The 3,169-nt window shown below is 26.9% G+C and carries 3 protein-coding genes and 2 rRNA genes; all 5 read left to right on the forward strand.

The annotated features are described in order from the left end of the window. Positions 1–113, forward strand: a 23S ribosomal RNA gene (locus LQE93_RS16580); the annotation flags it as partial. A 121-nt stretch (positions 114–234) separates the two neighbouring features. After that, positions 235–351, forward strand: a 5S ribosomal RNA gene (gene rrf / locus LQE93_RS16585). A gap of 169 nt (positions 352–520) precedes the next feature. Then, positions 521–1,486 carry an ABC transporter substrate-binding protein gene (locus LQE93_RS16590; protein WP_231074563.1) on the forward strand — a complete coding sequence of 322 codons (966 nt, stop codon included), beginning with the start codon at positions 521–523 and terminating at the stop codon, positions 1,484–1,486. After that, a complete protein-coding gene (locus tag LQE93_RS16595) occupies positions 1,452–2,213 on the forward strand; it encodes an ABC transporter permease (protein ID WP_055268514.1) in 762 nt (253 codons plus the stop codon). Before LQE93_RS16590 ends, LQE93_RS16595 begins: the two co-directional genes overlap by 35 nt. 1 nt (position 2,214) lies before the next feature. After that, positions 2,215–2,850 carry an ATP-binding cassette domain-containing protein gene (locus LQE93_RS16600; RefSeq protein ID WP_231074565.1) on the forward strand — a complete coding sequence of 212 codons (636 nt, stop codon included), beginning with the start codon at positions 2,215–2,217 and terminating at the stop codon, positions 2,848–2,850. Positions 2,851–3,169: the final 319 nt, after the last annotated feature.

Genomic DNA, 3,169 nt, shown 5'->3' on the forward strand with positions numbered 1-3,169 from the left:
CCCATAGCATAAGCTAGTAAGACCCCTTGAAGAACACAAGGTTGATAGGTCAGAGGTGTAAGTGCGGTAACGTATTTAGCTGACTGATACTAATAGGTCGAGGGCTTGACCAATAAAAATATAAAATTCATGTGCAATTTTCAGAGAACAAAATTCTTTGAAAAAGGAAACTCACTCAATAGAGTTGAGGAGTACAGGATTCTAACTAAATCGAAGATTTAGAGAATCATAGCATCAGGTGATGATGGCGTAGAGGAAACACTCCTTCCCATTCCGAACAGGAAAGTTAAGCTCTACAGCGCCAATGGTACTGCATGGGAGACTGTGTGGGAGAGTAGGACGTTGCCTGGTTAGTAGAAACACTTAAGTTTATCTTAAGTGTTTTTTTGTCGTATAAAAATAATTTTTAATTATTAATGATAAATATTAGAGTATGTATCAATAAAATATAATGTAAATATTGGAAATTCATTGTCTTAATTGTATAATATATTTATAAAATAAATTTTGGAGGTGAATCATGAAAAAAATAATTACAGGTATATTAAGTATGTTATTAATTTTTATGGTTGGTTGTAGTAATAATAAAGTAACTTATGAAGAAAAAGAGGTAAGATTAATTACGCCAGATGGATTGCCTAGTATAGCTATAAGTAAGGCTATGGAAAATAATAAAACTATAAAACATATAACTATAAATTATGATGTTCAAAAAACATCTGATTTGTTAGTTTCAGAACTTATGAAAGGTGAAGCTGAGTTAGCGATAATTCCATCAAATTTAGCTCTTCAAGCTTATAAAAAAGGTTTAGATTATAAAATAGTTGGAACAATTGGATGGGGATCACTTTATTTAGTATCTGAGAATAATATTAATGATTTAAGTGAATTAAAAGGTAAAGAAATATATAATACGGGAAAAGGACTAACCCCTGATATAATTTTTAAAGAAATATTAAAGAATAATAATATATCAGAAGAAGAAGTAAATTTTTCATATGTAGGAGCCGCATCGGAATTAGCACCATTAGTTGCTACAGGAAAAGCAGAATATGCAGTAGTTCCTGAGCCAGTATTATCTACAGTTATGAGTAAGAATCCAAATATAAAGATAATATTAAATTTAAATGAAGAGTGGGCGAAATTTAATGATGTCAAAGAAGGATATCCACAATCAACTTTAGTGATAAAAGAAGAATTCTTTAATGAAATTAAAGATAGTGGAGTATATGAAGAATTAATCAATAGTTTTAAAGAGTCAGAAGAGTTTGTAGTTAATAATCCACAAGAAACAGCAACTATATGTGAAGATTTGGGGATAACTGTTAATAAAGATGTTATAAATGAATCTATGAAGAATAGTAATTTAAGATTTACTGATATAAGCAATTGTATGGAAGAATATAATGTATACTTTAGTACAATAGATACAGAAAGCAAAGGAGAAAATAATGAGTACAAGCCATTATTCGTTGAAAAACAATAAGTATATTATATTTTCAATTGTAATAATACTTTTAATATGGCAGGTTACATCAATATATATAGGCAATAGATTACTGTTTCCATCTGTAACGGATGTAATAAAGAGTATGATAGAAATAGTAACTCAATATAATTTTATAACTATAATCTTCTATAGTATAATTAGAGGAATAAAGAGTTTTTTTATATCACTTAGTGTAGGATTGATATTAGCTATATTAAGTTATTTTAATAAAATAGTATATAATTGTATATTACCTATTTTATCAATTATAAAGGCCGTTCCAACAATGGCCTTTATAGTTTTATTATTAATATGGACATCAAAAGATTATGCACCTATTATTATAGGGATAATGATTTCACTACCAATATTTTATGATGTTATATTAAATACAATAATGAATCTAGATAAAAATTTATTACAGATGTGTGATGTTTACGATATACCTACTAGAGATAAAATGAAAGATATTATTATGCCAATAGTTATTATTGAACTTGCTAAAGTATTAAGTTCAACTTTTTCTTTAATATTTAAAGTAGTAATATCAGGTGAAGTCTATTCTCAACCTAAATATGGAATAGGGGCAATAATTCAATTAGAAAAGATGCAGTTGAATACAGCTCATATAATTTCTTGGATAATAATAATAACAATAATATCTTATGTATTTGATTTGCTTTTTAAGGTTATAGATAAAAGATATATACATAAAGGGAGATAAGATGTTTATTAAAGATGTAAATGTCAAATATGATAATAAAGTTATATATAATAATTTCACAATAGAGTTTGAAGATGAAAAAATTAATTGTATAGTAGGGGCTTCAGGATGTGGCAAGACAACATTATTAAATTGTATTTGTGAGAAGTTGATTAAAAAAAATATTAAGGTTGCATATGTATTCCAAGAAGATAGGTTACTACCTTGGAAAAATATATTTGACAATTTAAAGCTAGTTATAAAAAGTAAGTGTGGAAAAGAAGAAGTAAATAATAGAATAGAAGATATTTTAAATGTTTTAGAGATAAGTGAAACAAAATTTTTATATCCTAATGAGTTAAGTGGAGGAATGAAACAAAAAGTTAATATTGCAAGAGCGTTAATATATGATTTTGATGTTTTGTTATTAGATGAACCTTTTAGATCTTTAGATATGAAAATAAAAAATAAGGTAATAGATTTAATACGAACAATAAACAAAGAGAAAAAAATAACTATTATTTTAGTAAGTCATGATAAAGATGAGATAAAATCATTAACAGACAGGGTGTTTTTATTAAAAGGAAGTCCTGTAGAAATAATAGAAAAAGGCAATAAAACGATTGTTGATAACATATTTAGCAGTATTATTCGATAATAGAGATACTGCTTTTTTATTTGCAATTTTTTTTAGAAAAACTGTTGACATATAAGCCGATAAAGTGTTAAGATAAATCTCGTCGCTGATGCGAAACGATAAAAACACAAGATAGAAAAGTGTTTGACAGTTGTTTCAGTAAGTGATAAGATAAGTCTCGTTGCTAACGAAACTAAGTCAAAAAAACTTTGAAAAAAGTTGTTGACATAAAGTTGAGTGAGTGATAAGATAAGGAAGTCGCTTGAAGCGATAACAAAATATGGTCTTTGAAAATTGAACAGAATATAGTTAAAATAAATCCAGCAATTCTTTTGAGAGT

This window comes from Clostridium sp. NSJ-145 (assembly GCF_021044725.1).
Lineage (GTDB): Bacteria > Bacillota > Clostridia > Clostridiales > Clostridiaceae > Clostridium > Clostridium disporicum_B.

Coding starts and splice junctions, on each gene's coding strand:
- LQE93_RS16590 (WP_231074563.1), top strand. CDS start 521: ATGAAAAAAATAATTACAGGTATATTAAGTATGTTATTAATTTTTATG.
- LQE93_RS16595 (WP_055268514.1), top strand. CDS start 1,452: ATGAGTACAAGCCATTATTCGTTGAAAAACAATAAGTATATTATATTT.
- LQE93_RS16600 (WP_231074565.1), top strand. CDS start 2,215: ATGTTTATTAAAGATGTAAATGTCAAATATGATAATAAAGTTATATAT.